This window comes from Pseudomonas lundensis (assembly GCF_002269125.1).
Taxonomy (GTDB): Bacteria; Pseudomonadota; Gammaproteobacteria; order Pseudomonadales; family Pseudomonadaceae; genus Aquipseudomonas; species Aquipseudomonas lundensis_A.
Window position 1 is genome coordinate 1 of the sequence record NZ_NQKI01000013.1, and the last position, 16,437, is coordinate 16,437.

The following is a 16,437-nucleotide window of genomic DNA, read 5'->3' on the forward strand; positions in this document are numbered from 1 at the left end:
CGTTTTGAGCAAATAGCGCTGCGTGCCGTGCAAATTACGACTTGCCGCCGCCGCGCAGCAAGTTGATCGGAGCATCCTTAGCAGCCTTGCAAAACAATGCGCGATTAACAGTTGCCGAACTGGCGGAAAAGGTATCGCTGACCACCTCACCCTGTTGGAGACGGGTCAAAATCCTCGAAGAGCAAGGGCTGATTACCGGCTATCAAGCCATCCTGTCGCCCAAGCATTTGGGCTACGGCGTTACGGCGTTTGTGAGTGTCATGATGGCTTCCCATTCTCAGGAAACTGCCAGAAAGTTCGAGCAATGCCTACTGGATATTCCTGAGATCGTGGCATGCCATAACATCTCGGGCCGTTATGATTTTTTGCTCGAAGTGGTGGCTAAAGACCTTGAGTCGTTTGGTGAGTTTGCGCGTGAAGTACTCCAAACTTTACCGGCGGTAAAGGAAATCTATTCAAGTTTCTCTTTCAAGTCAGTAAAGCCGCTGCGCAAGATGCCCTTGGCACTTTAATAAGGTTGTTACCCGAGATAGAAGTCAACGCTGTAGCTAAAGGGTCTAGAGGTGTTGCATTTGACGAGTTGCGATTGGCAGGCCACGTCGGGGTGGTCGGGGCAAGTAATGCGATGCGTCCAGTAAAACTGGATTTTGGGCGCGCGATGATTAAGCCTTTTCTCATAAGCATATAAAAAACTGCTTTCGAAAATAACGGTTTTATTGTCGAAGGCATAAGACGCACGCGACTCGAATATAGATTTTTTGACGTCATAGTCAATCAGAATATCCCCCCTCAGTTTGGGTAGGGTTATGAATTGAATGGCATCCACGCGCACAGCAAGGTTGCTGTCAGATAACTCGGGAGGAAAGGCACCTTCTAGGGCCGTGTGGTGAGCTGACACCAAGTCCAGTCGGTAGCCCGTTTTGTTTATGAAGCGCATGTGTATAGACATCGTATCGTCAGGGTGCCTGTTCATAGAGTGAACTCCTGTTGTTGTGGGTTAGGCAGTGATGAGGTGTTTGTTAGTTGGAGTATGGTGAGTTTTTCAGACGTGTGGGCTGAAGTTTATATGGTGTAACACACCGGTGTTCACTCCGCTTAAGCAGGTACATTACATAAGGGGTCACGAGCTGGTTCGTTAGGTTTGGTTGAATATTGTCGGTAAATGTACTGTGTATGGTAAGGCGTATCTATTTATAAGGTGGTCGTGTGCGTGAGTATCAGGCGGATGCTTAGCTTTTATTTTTAATAGCTAAAAGAGTTTACTATGTTGACGCCAGCATTAATGACGACGTTATTCCCCAAAAGCGTCCCCTTCCTGAATGACTACCTGCCATTTTTACTACGGGTGGCGGAGCAGCGTGAGATCAACACCCCGCGCCGTATGGCGGCTTTTTTGTCCCAGGTGGGTCATGAGAGTGGAGGTTTTACGGTGTTGGTTGAGAACCTTAATTACAGTGCGGGTGGTTTGGCCGCAACGTGGGGTTCACGTTTTGCCGAGAAAAATGCCGAGGGCGCGTACGTAACGGTCATGGAGGGTGGTCGTTTACGACGTGTTCCCAATAGTGAGGCGCAGACGTTGCATCGCAAGCCTGAAGCCATTGCAAACCGGGTATACAGCAATCGTCTGGGTAATGGGGATGAGGCGTCAGGAGAGGGTTGGCTTTACCGCGGCAGGGGGCTGATTCAAATGACCGGCAAGAGTAACTATCAACGATGCAGCTTGGGCCTGTTTGGGGATGAACGTTTACTGACCACGCCACAATTGCTAGAACAATGGCGCTGGGCAGTAGAGTCGGCAGGTTGGTATTGGAGTTCTCGACACCTCAATGAGCTGGCAGATGGCGATGATTTTGAGCGTGTGACACGCGCTATTAATGGGGGACTTAACGGGCACGCTCAGCGCGTAGCGTTATATGAACAAGCCCTGGACCTGATGAGTCAGGCCCCCGGACGTTCACGTGAGTTATAAAAGGGGCGAACGCTCAGCTCGGCCGGGTTAGGTGCCATAATGCGCGCCTGTTTTCCAGCCATGCAGGGGTATTTAAACCGTGATGTTTGAAATCAAGCCGATGAGTCCCGAGGCTTATCGTCAGCAAACCCGGCGCAGCACGCTTTATATCGCATTACTGTTTGCTCTGTTGGCGCTGGTGATTTCTGGCCTGGCGGTGATGCTGGCAGGCGTACCGGGCGGGGATAACTTCAGGTTGAATCTGGCCGGGGTAATCGCCGCACTGATCGTCACCTTCATGCTGGTACGTTACGTGTTCTGGTCACAACCCTGGATGGCGGCTGCGGTATACGGGTGGCAACTCAAACGCAGCCTCATGCGGGTCACAAACGCCATGCATCACGTGACGGCGGGTGTCATGGCCGGGGATGTCAGCGCGCTCAAACTGTTGCGCTTCTATCACTTGGGGATCACCCAGATGTATCAGCTGGATGCTAATTCCAGTGCGTTGAGCCAGATGGTGCGGGAGATTGACCTGCATAAGGCGCGGCTTGAAGCGTTGAGCATCGACACTGAGCAAACGCGATTGGACCCTGCGTGGATCGAGCAGGTTAAAACGTTCACGCCGTTGAAATAAGACAGTAAGGCCAGCCAGGCCATGGGTGCCGCCGTGTGCACCTTTAGCCCGGCCAGCCATGACGCCGTGGGTTAGCTCACCACGCGATAACACGGCACATACGCTGCGCCACCGGGGAGTTTCATGCGGTGTTGCTCTACGAAAGCCTGCAACAATTTGTCCAGCGGCTTCATCACGGCCGCATCGCCATGAATCTCGTAAGGGCCATGTTGCTCAATCAGATGAATGCCTTTTTCTTTCACGTTACCGGCCACAATGCCTGAAAAAGCCTGCCGCAGGTTGATGGCCAATTCGTGGGGTGGCAGGTCCTTGCGCAATTGCAGGCTGGCCATGTTGGCATGGGTCGGATCAAACGGGCGCTGAAAACCCTCATCAATCTTCAGTAGCCAGTTGAAGTGGAACGCGTCGTTGCGTTCGCGACGGAACTGTTTGACCTCTTTGAGACCGGCCGTCATCTGGCGAGCCACTTCGGCCGGGTTATCGATGATGATCTGGTAGTGCTTTTGCGCCGCTTCGCCCAGTGTGGCGCCCACAAACTCGTGGAGTTGTTGCAGGTAAGGTTCGGCTTCTTTAGGACCGGTCAAAATCACCGGGAACGGTACGTCGCTGTTGTCCGGATGCATCAGAATGCCGAGCAAATAAAGGAATTCTTCTGCCGTGCCTGCGCCACCCGGGAAGATGATGATGCCGTGGCCTACGCGCACAAAGGCTTCAAGGCGTTTTTCGATGTCCGGCAAGATCACCAGTTCGTTAACGATCGGGTTGGGTGCTTCGGCAGCAATGATCCCGGGCTCGGTCAGCCCGAGATACCGGCCGCCCGTAAGGCGTTGTTTGGCGTGGGAAATCGTGGCCCCTTTCATTGGGCCTTTCATGACGCCAGGACCGCAACCGGTGCAGATGTCCAGCAGCCGCAAACCCAATTCGTGACCGACTTTCTTGGTGTATTTGTACTCTTCGGTATTGATCGAGTGGCCGCCCCAGCACACCACGATTTTGGGCTCTACGCCGGGGCGCAAAGTGCGCGCATTGCGCAGCAGGTGGAACACATAGTCGGTAATGCCTGCGGAGGTGCTCAGGTCCATGCGCGGGCTGTCGAGACCACTTTGGGTGTACACGATGTCACGCAGGGCGCTGAACAGCATTTCACGCGTGCTGGCGATCATTTCGCCATCCACGAACGCATCTGCCGGAGCGTTCAACAGCTCAAGGCGAACACCACGGTCTTGCTGATGAATACGGACTTCGAAGTCTTTATAAGCTTCAAGGATGGTTTTGGCATTGTCGACATGAGCGCCGGTGTTGAGAATGGCCAACACACATTGGCGGAACAGGGTGTAACTGGTGCCTGAGCCCACTTCGCTCAGTTGCTGCACTTCACGTTGCGATAACGTCTCCAGGCTGCCTTTGGGGCTGACCGAAGCATTGATGACGTGTCTTTGGACCATTGAGAACTTCCTTGAGCGGGTCAAAAAATTACCTGACGCAGTTTTTACCTTCAAACCTACCAGCGCGGGGTGCATGTCCTTTTTCATGCCGGCTGTTTTTCAGTCGGCCTCTACAGTAACACTGCTTGCTCATAAGACCAGAGCTGCAGGGGAGTGATGATGAACCCGGTTGTGTCCTCATGGTCTGAGGTAACCTGTCCTTCGATGAGGCCTGCTGTACGACCTCACATGCCCTAAGGAAGTTTTAATGATCATTACCACCACTCACCGAATTGAAGGCCGTCAAATTACGGAGTATCTGGGTGTAGTCAGTGCGGAGTCCGTACACGGTATCAACGTGGTGCGGGATTTTTTTACCGGTATGCGGGATTTTTTCGGCGGGCATTCGCAGACCCTGGAACGTGCATTGAAAGAAGCCCGGGCAGAAGTCACGGACGAAATTCGTGAGCGTGCGGGCGTGCTGCGGGCCGATGCGATTGTGGGATTGAATTTTGAAATCAGTATGCCGTCAGGTCGCGGGGGGATGCTGGTGGTATTTGCTACCGGTACTGCCGTGCGCTTGAACTGAAACTGCGCTAAACCTGTGGCACTTATCACGCCGTAAGGTTTTGGGAATAAGAAGGAGCTACCGGATGACTGGATTTTTAAACCGTGTGTTGTTGGGCTTAGTTGCGGCGGGTATTGCAACGGGCGTCTGCGCTGAAAGCCGTCTGCCTGAGCTGACAACACAAGCGCCTTATAAAAAGGCATATCAGGCCATGCTGGCTTACCCGCAGTGGGTGACAATCGGTCAGGGCACAGCGGCCCCCGTAGAGAAGGTGGTCATGGACGGCAAAACCTACACCGTCGGCCAGATGTGTAAACCCCACGATTGTGCAGCCAATCAGTTGAATGTGGTGTTTAGTCCCGATGGTAAACAGGCGTGGGGTTTGCTCTCAGTTCGCGCCGAAAACGCTGAAGAGTTTGATCAGCAGTTTCTGGGCATGCCGGATGAAACGATTAAAAAGCTGCTCAATAAATCGTTTGCGGACAACAACCCCACCGATTGAGATGGGCCCAAACCGATCGACCGCCCTGTGAGGCGGTCGATTGAGCGGCTGGCTGGCTTTACGACTTCGTCAGGCTGGTTTGAGAGAGTGCAGCCTGAAGCTTTTCTTCTTGTTCGGGCGAAAGAGAAGTGCGTAATACTTTGCCCTTGAAGTTTGAATCTTCAAGTTCCTTCAACACTTTCTCTGGCTGGAACTTACGCAACAGCACGAACAAGGCTGAAGAGTTATTGGGAATGGTTTCGCTCAGCGACTTGATGAAGTCGTCATCAATACCGTAATCACTCAACGATCCCGATAGCGCGCCTGTGCCCGCACCGAGCGCGCCGCCGATGGCAAAGCCTGCCAGCGGGTTGAGAAACAACAGCCCAACCAGAGCGCCCCACAAACCGCCTGTGACCAGACCGGAAGTCGCGCCAAGGGCGGTGAGATTGACGCTCTGCTTGATGTGTACCTTGCCCTCGTTGTTGCGCACAACAATGACCGCATCTTCCAGTTCCACCAGATGCTCTTTGCTCAACGACACCATTTTGGTCAAGGCGCGGTCAGCTTTTTCAGTATCGTCAAATCCCACTACGATTAAATCAGACATGTCTTTCATTCCTTGACTGTACAGTTCCAACCCGGAGGGGGCTGAATCAAGAGGTATGCCTCAAGGCGTGGCTACACGGTTAACACCTTGTTACGCAGCGATGCAGCAGTTCATCAGCAGCTGCGAGCAATGAGCGTGGTCGCAGACCTCGAAACCGTCAAGTCGATACACCGTTCAGGTTGTCGCAGGAGGGCGCAGCAGGGGATTAACGAAGGGGTGAACAAGGTGTGTGAGAAAGGAAAGAGGAGGGCTGGCTGAGCAGCCCTGACACTTACTCCAAGGGCTGATACCTCGGAGATTTATTGCTGATCGTTCTTGTCCGAAGCTGTCAGGCCTGCCTGGATACGCTGGTAAATTTCTTCACGGTGAACGGCTACGTCTTTGGGTGCATTGATGCCAATTCTGACCTGTTGGCCGCTGACACCTAAAATAGTGATCGTAATATCGTCACCGATGTTTATGCTTTCACCAACTTTACGGGTGAGTATCAGCATTTTTTTCTCCTTGATGGCTTTGTATGGCACGTCTCTGAGACGGTGCGGCTTCGTTCATGGCTACAGAATACTGCTAACTGCATATAAATGCGCCGCTCATTACAGACGTCATAGCCAGAGGGGCAATTCCCTGTACGAGGAAAGCTCTCGCCTATGTGTCTTAGATAAGGGCAGATTGGATTTGTTCAAGGAGAGCAAAGGCCGCTGTCCCAGTGATAAAATCGACCCACTCAAAAAGATAGGGGATACGCAGTGCGTAAAGTCATCGTAATGACAGCAATATTGGCCCTGACGGCTTGCGGTCAGGAGTCTAACGATAAAATTCAACGGGCTAAAGCAGCTTCTGAAACATCGACTGTCCAGGCGCCGATGGCTCAATGGGCGGTTGAGGTCAAATTGGGCGAGACTCAAGCGCTCAGTGATCTGACAGCCAGGCTGTTGGAACATGGTTATAGCTCTTATATTGCGGTCATTGATGGCGTTCAGCGCGTCCTGCTCGGACCTTTCAACACCCGGGATGAGGCGCAGGCGATGTTGACCCGATTGACCACTAAACTCGACAACCTGCAAGCCAAGGTTATCGAGTTGCCAGCCGATCAACTCACCCATTAACGAATCAGTGCGCTGCTTTGCTGCCTAAGCGTAGCGTCAACCAGCGGACTTGGACGGCACCGTGCAATTATTTTTTTTGCAGCGGCGCCGTTATGCGTTTTGCCTTGTGTCAACGCCTGCCCCAGCCTCCACCCAATGATGTCAACAGCGCCACGCTGGCCTGCAATTGGCGGGTGCGCAGCGCCTGTACCTGACGTTGCGCTTGCAACGCAGCGGTTTGCGCGGTGACGACATCCAGATAACTGACCGCCCCCGCTTCATAGCTGTGCACGGCCAGCGCCTGGGTGTTCTGTGCCGCATTGGCAGCGGCCTGTTCGTCCAATTGTTGCTGGCGCAGGTCGCGCAACTGAGCCAGGTTGTCTTCAACCTCCCGTACAGCGTGCAATACCGTGCTGCGGTACAACGCGCTGGCTTCTTCGAATTCTGCCCTGGCCTGACGCGCCTGAGCATCCAGACGGCCGCCGTCAAAAATGGGCAAGTTGACCAACGGCCCTAGCGCCCAAAATCGGTTGCTGGCCGCCAACAGGTTGCCAGCGCCCTGGGTTTGCCCGCCGATCAATCCGCTCAAGCTGAAGTCGGGGTACCACGCCGCTTTCGCTACGCCGATCTGTGCATTGGCGGCAAATACCCGGCGCTCCGCCGCGGCGATGTCGGGGCGACGTTGCAGCAATGCGCCAGGTAAGGTGTCGGGTTGCTCCGGCAGGCACAGGGTCGGCTCGCGGGCGGCCAGTTCAAACGTGCTGGCGGGTTCGCCCACCAGTTCGCCAATGGCGTGCTCAGTCAGGTTGCGTTGCCCGCGCACCTCATCCAGTTGCGCCTGTGCCTCGGCCAGTTGGGTCTGAGCGCGGGTGAGGTCAACTTCTGAGGCAATCTGGCCCTGATAACGGGCACGGGTCAGTTGCAGGGCCTGGCTGTAATCTTGCAGCGAGCGGGACAAAATGCGCTGTTGTGCATCCAGACCGTCGAGCTGCACATACAAATCGGTCAACTGCCGTTGCAAACTCAAGCGCGCGACCGCCAGATCATCGGCCGCCGCCTGCGCTTGTGCACCACCGGCCGCCACCTGATTGCGGATTTTGCCCCACAAATCGAGGTCGACATTCAGCGCGAAGCCAGCCGTATTGCTGTTGTACACCGACGGTTGAGTCGCACCCCGCAACGGGCGGCTCTCTGATTGACGTTCACGCAACGGTTGGGCGCTGGCCGTGAGTTGTGGGAACAGTCCGGCGTGCAGTTGGCTGGCATACGCCTGGGCCGCATCAAAATGCGCCAGCGCCGCTGCCAGATCGGGATTGGCGTTCAATAATTGTTGTTGCAGGGCGTTCAGGCGTGCGTCCTGATACACCCACCACCACTGCCGCGGGCGTTGATCTGCAGGGCGCGCAGGATGCCAGGGGCCAACACGGCTTTGTTCTCGATAGTGTGCGGGCAGTGCGATCGTCGGCACGCTGTAGGTGGGTGCCAACGAACAGCCCTGCAACACCAGGACCCCCAGTAATAGCGCGAACTTAAGCCTTGGCAGCATGGGACGCCCCCTGGTTCGCGAGCCTTACGGCATCACCCTCGCGCAAGGCGTCCGGTGGGTTGTCGATGACAGCGTCGGTACGTTTCAACCCTTGATCGACCACCAACCTATCACCCAGGTCCAGGCCGATGTGGATGGTGCGCAAGTGCACGTGCTGCGTGGCATCCAGCAGCGCCACTTGCGTACCTTGAGCGCGAAAAATCAGCGCGCTGGCGGGAATGCTGACGCCCTGGGTGTCAGGCGCAACTGCCAGAACGGCTTCGGCATAGTCGCCGGGCATCAGCGCGCCGTTGAGATTGGGTACAACAAATTGCGCCAGCAGCGTGCCCGAGCGCGGGTCAACCGAGGTTGAGTTGCCAATCAGACGCGCGCTGAAAGTGTGCCCCGGGTGTTCCGGCACCGAAAGTTGAGCTTGCATGCCGGGGCGGATCACGCTGGCGTAATTCTGCGGCACCGGTACGTACAGGCGTAGTTGGTGGGTGTCAGCGATGTCAAACAGTTCGGTGTCGCTGTCCGTATCGGCCTTGATCAACTGGCCAATGTCCGTATGGCGCGCAGTGATGGTCCCGGCGAAAGGCGCGCGAATGGTCTTGTAGGCCTCCAGTGAGCAAAGCCGTGCGAAATCAGCTTCGGCCGCTTGCGCATTGGCCTGGGCGGCGGCCGCATTCGATTGCTTTTCATCGGCTTCCTGACGCGAGACCGAATGCGACGCCAGCAAGTGTTGCCAGCGCGCGGCGGTAGTCGCCGCCAGCCTGGCATTGGCGTGCGCTTGCAGCATATGGGCGCGGGTTTGGGCCAATTGCTGGTCCAGGTCGGGGCTGTCGATCAGCGCCAGCACCTGACCGGCTTGCACTTTGCTGCCGATATCGGTTTGCCAACTGTTCAAGTAGCCGTTCACGCGGGCATGAATGGGCGCCTTGCTCCAGGCCTCAAGGTGGGCGGGCAAGCGCAGGGTGTCGCCCCGGGCGTTTTGCTGGGGCTGCAACACGCTCACTACCGGCAGGGCAGCCGCTTCTGTCCACTGGCTGACCGCGCGCTCATGCCGGCTGCGGGCCGCCAGCCCGTTGGCTACCAGCAGGGCGACTAGCGCAAGGCCGCCGATGCCCAGGTACATCAAGCGCTTGCGCGAAGGGTTTTGATCAGACGACATGGGGCGTTTCTCCAGCAGCGCGAGTGTTGTTACGACCGTGTACCAGGCTAAACACCACGGGCACGAATAACAGGGTGGCAACGGTGGCCAACATCAGGCCGCCAATCACGGCGCGGCCCAGCGGCGCGTTTTGTTCTTCCGAGAGCGCCAGCGGCAGCATCCCGAACATCATGGCCAGCGCCGTCATGCAGACAGGACGGAATCGGCTGTAGCCTGCTTCCAGCGCAGCCTTCAACGCGTCGCCATGCTCAGCCAGGCGTTCGCGACAGAAGCTCACCACCAGAATCGAGTTGGCGGTCGCCACCCCCATGCACAAGATGGCGCCGGTCAGGGCGGGTACAGACAATGAGGTGCCGCTCAGGAAGAGCATCCACACGATCCCGGCCAGCGCCGCGGGCAGGGCGGTGATGATGACGAACGGGTCCAGCCAGGACTGGAAGTTGACGACGATCAGCAGGTAAATCAGCACCACCGCGCCCAGCAATCCATAGCTCAAACCGCTAAAGGCTTCATGCAAGGCGTCGATCTGCCCGTGCAGGCGGATAACCGCGCCTTTGGGCCGCAGGTCGGCGGCGCCATCAATAACCTTTTGCACGTCGCTGGCCACGGCGCCCAAATCGCGCCCCTGAAGGTTGGCGTACAGGTCCAGGGTCGGCTGAATGTTGTAGTGCGTCACCACCGCCGGGCTTTGCACGCGGCGGATAGTCGCCAGGCCACCAAGGACGTGTGACTGGCCGTTACTCCCTGTTACTGGCAGCGCTTGCAGAGCCGGCAGGCTGTCCAGGCGGTATTGTGGCGTGGCCGCGACCACCCCGTAGGAGACGCCGTTCTGCGGGTTAAGCCAGAACGTTGGCGCCACCTGCGAACTGCCCGCAAGGGATGCCACCATGCTATTGGTCACATCGCGCTCGGTAATTCCCAACCCGTTGGCGCGTTGACGGTCCACATTCACTTGCAAAGAGGGATACCCCTGCGACTGCTGAATGCGCAGGTCAGCGATGCCCGGCACATGCTGCAAACGGCGCATCAATACCTGGGCATAGGCGCGATTGGCCGTGTCATCACGCCCGGAAATCTTCACGTCCAGCGGCGCGGGGGCGCCAAAGTTAAGGATCTGGCTGCTGATGTCGGCGGGCATAAACGCAAATTGGCTGCCGGGGAAACTGTCGGGCAGGGTTTCGCGCAATGTTTTCACGTACCCCGCCGTTGGCCCATGACGGGCATTGAGGGTGATCTGAATATCGCCGTCCTGCGGCCCGATGGTGCCGCTGCTGCTGTAGGCCATGTCGATCCCGCTCAGCGCAATGCCGATGTTGTCGATGATGCTGTCGACTTGATCTGCCGGGATCACCTCGCGGATGCGCGACTCGATGCGGTCGAACGCTGCAGCACTTTCCTCAATGCGTGTGCCCAGCGGCAAGCGCACGTGCAAGGCCAGCGCGCCCGCATCGGTAGCGGGGAAAAAGTCTTGCCCAAGGCTGGGCAGCAACGCGAACGAGACCAATACACCCCCCATAAACACCAGCAGGAATCGCTTGCGCCACGTCAGCGCCAGCGTCAGCAACCCGTAGTAGCCGTCGCGCACAGCAGAAAAGCGGCGCTCAAACCCTTGCTGAAAACGCAGCAACGCCCGCACGGGCGGCGAATGTGGCTGCGCGTGCTGTTGGCCTTCGTGATGATTGATGTAGCGGTCTTCGGGATGATGGCCGAGGCCTTGCTCAGGCACGTGGGGTTTAAGCAGAAACATCGCCAGCGTCGGCACCAGCGTGCGCGACAGAAGAAAGGAGCTGCCCATGGCGAACATCACCGCCAGCGCCATCGGGCGGAACAGGTAACCGGCAATGCCTTGCAGCATGAACATCGGCACAAACACGATGCAGATGCACAGCAGCGAAACAAACGCAGGGCCGACGATCTGTTTCGCACCGTCCAGAATCGCATCGCGCACCGATTTGCCCTGTTCAAGGTGCCAGTTGATGTTCTCGATGGTGACCGTGGCGTCGTCTACCAGAATCCCCACCGCAAGGGCCAGCCCACCCAGTGTCATCACGTTCAGGGTTTGCCCGCTCAGGGCCAGCAAGGCAATGGCCGACAGCACCGCCAGCGGGATGGATACCGCAATGATCAGCGTCGAACGCCAACTGCCGAGAAACAGCAGAATCATGGCGCTGGTCAGCAAGGCTGCAATCACACCTTCCTGCGCCACGCTGCCCACCGACTGTTTGACGAACACCGAGGCGTCGCCCAGCAACGAGGTTTTGAGTGACGGCGGCAGGGTTTCATTGATGCGCGGCAACATCGCGCGAATGCCGTCGACAATCGAAAGGGTCGAAATGTTGCCGTTTTTCAGCGCTGGCATCAGCACCGCACGGTGGCCATCGACCCGCACGATATTGGTTTGCGGCGGCGATCCGTCACGCACGTGGGCCACTTGGCCAATGGTGATTAGCGCGCCGTTCACGGTCTTGATCGGCAAGTCGTTGAGTGCGTCGATAGCCTTGGGGCTGTTGTTGAGCATCACCGTGTATTCATAGCTGCCGAGCTTTGCCGTGCCCACGGGGATGATCTGATTTTGTGCCGCCAGCGCATTGCCCACGTCCTGTGCCGACAGGCCTTTGGCGGCCAGCGCTTGCGGATCAAGGTCGAGGGTTATCTGGCGCTGTTTGCCGCCCATGGGGGTCGGCATGGCCAGACCGGGCAGGGCGCTGAGGGGCAAGCGGATGCTGTTCTGCACCAGGTCGCGAATGTGCGCTTCGGACAGCGTGGGGCTGGAGAATGCCAACTGCAAAATCGGCACGGTGGAGGCGCTGTAGTTAAGGATCAGCGGCGGCGTAATGCCGGGCGGCATTTGTTTGAGCACGGTCTGGGATACTGCGGTGACTTGCGCATTGGCCGTACGAATATCGACGCCGGGCTGGAAGAAAATTTTCACAATGCCCATGCCCGGCAGTGACTGCGACTCGATGTGTTCGATGTCATTCACGGTCGTGCTGAGTGAGCGCTCATAGGTGTAAATCACCCGTCCCGCCATGTCGGCGGGTGCCAGCCCGGTGTATTGCCACACCACGGCGACCACCGGAATACCGATGTCCGGGAACACATCCGTGGGCGTTCGCACAGCAGCCAGAGGGCCAATGATGCAGATGAAAATCGCCAACACGATAAACGTGTAGGGCTTGTGCAGTGCGGTCTTTACCAGCCCGAGCATGCCTGAACCTCCGGGGAGTGGAATTGCAAACCCCGGCAGTGTTGCCGCTGGCACCTAACGCGGCGCTTTCAGGCACATGAAGGATCCTTTAAGTAACGGCTGAAAATCCCTTCATTGACCTTCATTTGGCGCTGTGTTCGAAGGCGGCCAAGCTGAAGGCCTGTTCGACGGGAGAAGGTCAGCCCCGTCATTTCGATGGTCTGTTTTGCGAGGCACGTTGCGATGATTTTCAAACCCTTGCTGTTGATTCCTGGCCTGAGCCTTGCCCTGTTCCTGTCGGCCTGTGCCGGGCCAATGCCCAGACAAGACCCGAGCGAGGCATGGATTGGCCTCAAGGAAGAGGGCAGCAACGACCTGATGGCCGAACGTGTGGATGGCAAGAACACCCGTGATGGGCGTTTTTTTGAGGTGACACCGGGCGCGCACCGGCTGGACGTCACGTTGTTTGAAGGGGCAAGCGGTGATCAAAATCAGATTGATTGCCAAGGTGACGTCAGCTACCAGGGCTTCGAGGCTGGCGCCCGTTACCAACTGATCGAGTCGAGCCTGGGCTCGCACATCAAGGCCCGGCTGGTGGATGGGCAGGGCAAGGAAGTGGCACACACGGCGGACTTCACTTGCATGCCGGGATAGCGTGACGCCTCGGTTGGCGGGAGCGCTAAAACGAGCGCACGATTTTCCCCAAGGTTTCCATGGCCTTTTCACTCGCTTCATCCCACGGGCTACCATAGTTGAGGCGGATGCAATTGCGGAACCGCTGGGTCGCTGAGAAGATCGGGCCCGGTGCGATGCTGATGCCTTGCGCCAGCGCCATCTGGAACAGTTTGAGCGAGTCCATTTGTTCGGGCAGTTCCAGCCACAGGAAGTAACCGCCCGTTGGCTGGCTGACACGGGTTTGAGCCGGGAAGTAACGGCCAATCGCGGCCAGCATGGCGCTTTGCTGTTCCTCCAGCGCGTAACGCAATTTGCGCAGGTGGCGATCGTAACCGCCATGCTGCAGGTAGTCAGCGATGGCGGCCTGGGCTGGCATGGAAGCGCACAACGAGGTCATCAGTTTCAGGCGTTCGACTTTTTGCGCGTAGCGGCCCGCTGCCACCCAGCCGATCCGGTAGCCGGGCGCCAGGCTTTTGGCAAACGAGCCGCAGTGCATCACCAACCCCTCGGTATCGAAGGCTTTGGCCGGTTTAGGGGCGTGTTGGCCGTAATACAGTTCGGCATACACGTCATCTTCGATTAACGGCACCTGATGGGTGCGCAACAGGTCGACCAGTGCCTGTTTCTTGGCATCCGGCATGCTCGCGCCAATCGGGTTCTGGAAGGTGGTCATGCACCAGACTGCTTTGATCGGATGGCGTTCCAGGGTTTGTGCCAGCACGCCCAGGTCAATGCCTTCGCGCGGGTGCACGGGGATTTCCACGGCCTTGAGCTTGAGCCGCTCAAGCACTTGCAGGCAGGCGTAAAACGCAGGCGCTTCAATGGCCACCAGATCGCCGGGTTCGGTCACCGCTTGCAGGCACAGGTTCAAGGCTTCCAGCGCACCGTTGGTAATCAGCAACTCCTCCATGGGCAGCATCAGCCCGCCCACCATGTAACGCAGCGCAATTTGCCGCCTGAGTTGCGGGTTGCCGGGGGACATGTCGGTTACCACCATGCGCGGGTCCATTTCGCGGCTGGCAGTGGCCATGGAACGGGCCAGGCGCTGCAGGGGGAATAACGTCGGGCTCGGGAACGCCGAGCCAAAGGGCACGGTGTGCGGGTCTTTGATCGAGTCGAGCACCGAAAACACCAGTGCGCTGACGTCCACTTCCGTGGATTCGGTGACGTGGCTGCTGAACGCCGGTTCACAAAACGGGCTGGGTGTATGGGCGTTTACAAAGTACCCGGAGCGCGGCTTGGCACGAATCAAACCGCGGCGCTCCAGCAGGTAATACGCTTGAAACACGGTGGACGGGCTCACGCCGTACGTCTGGCTGGCGTAGCGCACCGAAGGCACCCGTTGGCCGGGGCCGAGCACCCCGGAGCGGATCAGTTCGGCAATATCGTCGGCAAATTTTTCGTAACGTTTCATCTAGGCAAGGCTCGGTCCGGCATTATTCAAAAAGTTTCAGCGCCGACACTCTACCTGTCGCCGCCGGTTATCGCAGCGCAAACAGGGCCGGTGTGCACTCAGCGATTGAGCGGCGCCACGAAACGGCTATCAGCGACGCCACGCACGCTGGGCTGATCGGTGTCAGTGACCACGAACGTTATGGTTTGCGAGCTGCTGGTCGGGCGATCGGCCAGCAGGGCCACCGACACCGGCAGGTCGGTGATTTCCCCGGGAGCAAGCGTCAACTCGGTTTTGCCTTGCAACTGGTAACCCTCGCCGTCCTTGAGCGACACCCGATAGTGCTGGGTCTCCTGGGTTTTGTTGATGATTTTCAGGCTGTAGATGTTTTCGATCTGGCCCTGACTGTTCTCACGGAACAGGCCCCGGTCCTTGATCACATCCAGTGACACCATGCTGCGTTGGTTCAACGCCACCACCAGCGCGCCGATCATCGCCAACAGCACCACGGCATAGCCAATCAGGCGCGGGCGCAGCAGGTGGGTCTTGCCACCCTGCAACTCGTGTTCGGAGGTATAGCGCACCAGCCCGCGGTCATAGCCCATTTTGTCCATGACCGAATCACAGGCGTCGATACAGGCTGCACAGCCAATACATTCCATCTGCAAGCCGTCGCGAATGTCGATGCCCGTCGGGCACACCTGCACGCACATGTGGCAATCGATGCAATCGCCCAGCCCGGCCTGTTTGGGATCGGCGCCGCGTTTGCGCGGTCCACGGGCTTCGCCACGGGCCACGTCATAGGAAATAGCCAGTGTGTCCTTGTCGAACATCACGCTCTGGAACCGCGCATACGGACACATGTGCATGCACACGGCTTCACGCAACCACCCGGCGTTGAGGTAAGTGGCACCGGTGAAAAACAGCACCCAGAACAAACTGACGCCAGCCATCTCGAGGGTCAGCAGTTCAGTGGCCAGCGGACGAATCGGCGTGAAATAACCGACAAAGGTCAAGGCTGTCATCACGCTGATAGCCAGCCACAGCGCATGTTTGGCGGTGCGGCGCGCGACTTTGTTGATGCCCCAGGGCGCGGCTTTGAGCTTGATGCGCTGGTTGCGGTCGCCTTCGGTGACCTTTTCGCACCACATGAAAAGCCACGTCCAGGTGCTTTGCGGGCAGGTGTAGCCGCACCACACACGTCCGGCAAACACAGTGATAGTGAACAAACCGAACGCGGCGATAATCAATAGCCCTGACAGCAAAATGAAGTCTTGAGGCCAAAAGGTCGCGCCGAAAATGTGAAACTTGCTTTCAGACAGGTCCCACAGCACTGCTTGGCGTCCGTCCCAACTGAGCCAGACAGTGCCGAAGAACAGTAGAAACAGAAAACCGGCGCCGACTAATCGCAGGGTTCGAAACAGCCCGGTAAAGCTGCGGGTATGGATTGCGTTATCACGGTGTGTGGATTTGACTGTTGCGGCTTTGGGTCGAGAAGCCTCAAAGGATTCAATTATCTGGACGGGAATATGTTCGCTCATGGTCTATCGCTCATCAGCCTCCATCAGGCCCGTGCACTATGACCAGCGAACTGTTTGCATAACAGGCTCAGCTATCTGTTTTAAAAGCGTATCAGATGCCATATTTCGAACACCTGCGACAACCTGCTGCACCGGGTAACGCCGTTGTATTTATTGGGTCGCGACTTGTAACTCATTGTGTCTTGGCAGATG

General features: G+C 57.5%; 16 protein-coding genes. 7 read left to right on the forward strand and 9 right to left on the reverse strand.

Annotated elements, in window-relative coordinates:
- Positions 1-41 precede the first annotated feature (41 nt).
- Positions 42-512: an Lrp/AsnC family transcriptional regulator gene (locus CJF39_RS10230; protein WP_094993312.1), complete on the forward strand. Its 471-nt coding sequence runs from the start codon at positions 42-44 to the stop codon at positions 510-512.
- A gap of 8 nt (positions 513-520) precedes the next feature.
- Here CJF39_RS10230 and CJF39_RS10235 read toward each other — a convergent pair whose 3' ends face one another.
- The gene (locus CJF39_RS10235) at positions 521-973 is read right to left on the reverse strand and encodes a hypothetical protein (protein ID WP_094993313.1); all 453 of its coding nucleotides are present in this window, start codon (positions 971-973) and stop codon (positions 521-523) included.
- 291 nt (positions 974-1,264) lie between these two features.
- Between CJF39_RS10235 and CJF39_RS10240 the strand changes: the two genes are divergently transcribed.
- Both CJF39_RS10240 and CJF39_RS10245 read left to right on the forward strand, forming a co-directional pair.
- Positions 1,265-1,969 carry a glycoside hydrolase family 19 protein gene (locus CJF39_RS10240; protein ID WP_094993314.1) on the forward strand — a complete coding sequence of 235 codons (705 nt, stop codon included), beginning with the start codon at positions 1,265-1,267 and terminating at the stop codon, positions 1,967-1,969.
- An 82-nt stretch (positions 1,970-2,051) separates the two neighbouring features.
- Positions 2,052-2,585, forward strand: a complete 534-nt coding sequence (locus CJF39_RS10245; protein ID WP_094993315.1) for a DUF3087 family protein — start codon at positions 2,052-2,054, stop codon at positions 2,583-2,585.
- Positions 2,586-2,656: 71 nt separating this feature from the next.
- Here the strand turns inward: CJF39_RS10245 and ppnN are convergent, their stop codons facing one another.
- The gene (gene ppnN / locus CJF39_RS10250) at positions 2,657-4,030 is read right to left on the reverse strand and encodes a nucleotide 5'-monophosphate nucleosidase PpnN (RefSeq protein ID WP_094993316.1); all 1,374 of its coding nucleotides are present in this window, start codon (positions 4,028-4,030) and stop codon (positions 2,657-2,659) included.
- Positions 4,031-4,277: 247 nt separating this feature from the next.
- Here ppnN and CJF39_RS10255 point away from each other — a divergent pair, with 247 nt between their 5' ends.
- Together CJF39_RS10255 and CJF39_RS10260 are read left to right on the forward strand one after the other, a co-directional pair.
- The gene (locus CJF39_RS10255; protein WP_094993317.1) at positions 4,278-4,598 is read left to right on the forward strand and encodes a YbjQ family protein; all 321 of its coding nucleotides are present in this window, start codon (positions 4,278-4,280) and stop codon (positions 4,596-4,598) included.
- Positions 4,599-4,662: 64 nt separating this feature from the next.
- On the forward strand, positions 4,663-5,079 hold the full coding sequence (locus CJF39_RS10260) for an Ivy family c-type lysozyme inhibitor (RefSeq protein WP_094993318.1): 417 nt from the start codon (positions 4,663-4,665) through the stop codon (positions 5,077-5,079).
- Positions 5,080-5,137: 58 nt separating this feature from the next.
- Here CJF39_RS10260 and CJF39_RS10265 read toward each other — a convergent pair whose 3' ends face one another.
- Positions 5,138-5,668, reverse strand: coding sequence for a DUF1269 domain-containing protein (locus CJF39_RS10265; RefSeq protein WP_094993319.1), 531 nt, complete (start codon positions 5,666-5,668; stop codon positions 5,138-5,140).
- 299 nt (positions 5,669-5,967) lie between these two features.
- A complete protein-coding gene (csrA, locus tag CJF39_RS10270; RefSeq protein ID WP_047274922.1) occupies positions 5,968-6,162 on the reverse strand; it encodes a carbon storage regulator CsrA in 195 nt (64 codons plus the stop codon).
- A 252-nt stretch (positions 6,163-6,414) separates the two neighbouring features.
- Between csrA and CJF39_RS10275 the strand changes: the two genes are divergently transcribed.
- Positions 6,415-6,774 (forward strand): SPOR domain-containing protein, encoded by a 360-nt coding sequence (locus CJF39_RS10275; RefSeq protein ID WP_094993320.1) that lies wholly within the window; start codon positions 6,415-6,417, stop codon positions 6,772-6,774.
- A gap of 109 nt (positions 6,775-6,883) precedes the next feature.
- Here CJF39_RS10275 and CJF39_RS10280 read toward each other — a convergent pair whose 3' ends face one another.
- The 3 genes from CJF39_RS10280 to CJF39_RS10290 are packed head-to-tail and all read right to left on the reverse strand — an operon-like array spanning position 6,884 to position 12,657.
- Positions 6,884-8,299, reverse strand: a complete 1,416-nt coding sequence (locus CJF39_RS10280; protein WP_094993321.1) for an efflux transporter outer membrane subunit — start codon at positions 8,297-8,299, stop codon at positions 6,884-6,886.
- The gene (locus CJF39_RS10285; protein ID WP_094993322.1) at positions 8,283-9,449 is read right to left on the reverse strand and encodes an efflux RND transporter periplasmic adaptor subunit; all 1,167 of its coding nucleotides are present in this window, start codon (positions 9,447-9,449) and stop codon (positions 8,283-8,285) included. The genes CJF39_RS10280 and CJF39_RS10285 overlap by 17 nt, the downstream gene beginning before the upstream one ends.
- The gene (locus tag CJF39_RS10290; RefSeq protein ID WP_094993323.1) at positions 9,439-12,657 is read right to left on the reverse strand and encodes an efflux RND transporter permease subunit; all 3,219 of its coding nucleotides are present in this window, start codon (positions 12,655-12,657) and stop codon (positions 9,439-9,441) included. The genes CJF39_RS10285 and CJF39_RS10290 overlap by 11 nt, the downstream gene beginning before the upstream one ends.
- Positions 12,658-12,879: 222 nt before the next feature.
- Here CJF39_RS10290 and CJF39_RS10295 point away from each other — a divergent pair, with 222 nt between their 5' ends.
- Complete coding sequence (locus CJF39_RS10295) at positions 12,880-13,290, forward strand: hypothetical protein (protein WP_094993324.1); 411 nt, start codon at positions 12,880-12,882, stop codon at positions 13,288-13,290.
- A gap of 25 nt (positions 13,291-13,315) precedes the next feature.
- Here CJF39_RS10295 and mapR read toward each other — a convergent pair whose 3' ends face one another.
- Together mapR and ccoG are read right to left on the reverse strand one after the other, a co-directional pair.
- Complete coding sequence (gene mapR, locus CJF39_RS10300; RefSeq protein ID WP_094993325.1) at positions 13,316-14,725, reverse strand: GntR family transcriptional regulator MpaR; 1,410 nt, start codon at positions 14,723-14,725, stop codon at positions 13,316-13,318.
- A 98-nt stretch (positions 14,726-14,823) separates the two neighbouring features.
- A complete protein-coding gene (gene ccoG, locus CJF39_RS10305) occupies positions 14,824-16,245 on the reverse strand; it encodes a cytochrome c oxidase accessory protein CcoG (protein ID WP_094993326.1) in 1,422 nt (473 codons plus the stop codon).
- Between the last annotated feature and the right edge of the window lie 192 nt (positions 16,246-16,437).